At 64.4% G+C, this 1,349-nt stretch carries 2 protein-coding genes and 1 pseudogene; all 3 read left to right on the top strand.

Annotation, left to right across the window (positions count from 1 at the left end; translation table 11 throughout):
* Positions 1-294 (top strand): annotated as a pseudogene (locus Tfont_RS14340) (integrase core domain-containing protein); the annotation flags it as partial.
* A 37-nt stretch (positions 295-331) separates the two neighbouring features.
* Positions 332-517 carry a hypothetical protein gene (locus Tfont_RS14515; RefSeq protein WP_185974552.1) on the top strand — a complete coding sequence of 62 codons (186 nt, stop codon included), beginning with the start codon at positions 332-334 and terminating at the stop codon, positions 515-517.
* A complete protein-coding gene (locus tag Tfont_RS14335; protein ID WP_143969929.1) occupies positions 510-1,118 on the top strand; it encodes a cation transporter in 609 nt (202 codons plus the stop codon). Before Tfont_RS14515 ends, Tfont_RS14335 begins: the two co-directional genes overlap by 8 nt.
* Positions 1,119-1,349 lie beyond the last annotated feature (231 nt).

Below are 1,349 nucleotides of genomic sequence, written 5' to 3'. Positions count from 1 at the left end.
GATCAGCTCTGCGAGGAGCTAGGCATTGAGCATCGCCTGACCCGCCCAAAACACCCGCAGACCAACGGCATGGTTGAACGCTTCAACGGGCGCATCGCCGACATCCTGCGCACCCATCACTTCCATTGCGGCGAAGAACTTGAGGCCACCATCCTGCGGTATGTCTGGCTGTACAATCACCAACTGCCACAGAAAGCCTTGGGGCACGTCAGCCCCATCCAGGCCATGAAACAATGGCAGCGATCACACCCCGAACTGTTCAACAGACGTGTTACCAATCAGCCGGGACACGACAGCCGGCCCGCAGACGCAGGTTCGCCATACGGTCAGGATGGAAGGCGCGCTGAGCCCGCTTGGTTATCTCGTGCGGCGAGGCCTGCGCAGATCGATGCGCGCGCAGGATGCGGCGCTGCTCCGCTACCTCACCAGGGAAGCGCGCGGCAGCAGCCTCACCATCAACCGCCAGCGCCGGCGTGCCCGCAAGGCCCAGCTCACCCGAAAGGCCGCCAATGACTGACCCTGCATCCGCGGGCGCGCCCGCCGAGCGCCGCACGCTCTGGATCGTGCTGATGCTCAACGTCGGGATCGCCTTGGCCTTCCTGATCGCTGGGATCAGTGGCGATTCCAGCGCGCTGCTCGCCAACGGTCTCGACAATCTCTCGGACGCGGCGGTCTACGCACTGAGCCTGATCGCGCTCAGCCGAGGCGCGAAATGGAAGACCCGCGCGGCCGCCGTGTCGGGGGTCATGCTCCTGATCTTCGCCGGCGGCATCATGCTCGATGTCGGACGACGTTACCTGCAAGGCAGCGAGCCGATCGGCATCACCATGATGGCGATGTCTGCGGTCGCGGCTGTGGTCAACTTCATCTGCCTCAAGCTCTTGCAACGGCTGCGCGAGCCCGACGTCAACCTGCGCGCCGCGACGACCTTCAGCTTCAACGATTTCATCTCGAACGGCGGAATCCTGATCGCCGGCCTGCTGGTCTGGTGGCTCGGCTCCAACTGGCCCGATCTGCTGGTCGGGCTGCTTACCGCGGCCATCGCCGTCAAGGGTGGCGTCGAGATCCTGCGCGATGCGCGAGAGGAAGCGCGCCGGGACAGGGAGGCAAAGGAATGAGGCCTCCCACCATTCACTCCCCCCAAGCCGACACCGGAGAGCAGGTCGAGCAGAGGAGGGTATAGGAAGTTCAACCGCCTTTTTTGCGAGTCTGGCGGGTAGGCAGCGGCCGCGCAAGCGCCGCTTTGGGCACAGATCGGGCACAGATCGGGGGTTCATGCGTGGGTTTTCGACATCGCGGGGCCACGCAGCGGCTCAGTGCGTAGCCATTTCTCACCGAATCCCGGCACA

Source organism: Tepidimonas fonticaldi (assembly GCF_007556755.1).
Classification (GTDB): Bacteria; Pseudomonadota; Gammaproteobacteria; order Burkholderiales; family Burkholderiaceae_C; genus Tepidimonas; species Tepidimonas fonticaldi.
Note: the sequence above shows the minus strand (reverse complement) of the source record. Positions and strands in the feature narration are given on the sequence as shown.

Bases quoted from the DNA above. Each gene is read 5' to 3' on its own strand.
- Tfont_RS14515 (WP_185974552.1), top strand. From the start codon at position 332: ATGGAAGGCGCGCTGAGCCCGCTTGGTTATCTCGTGCGGCGAGGCCTG.
- Tfont_RS14335 (WP_143969929.1), top strand. From the start codon at position 510: ATGACTGACCCTGCATCCGCGGGCGCGCCCGCCGAGCGCCGCACGCTC.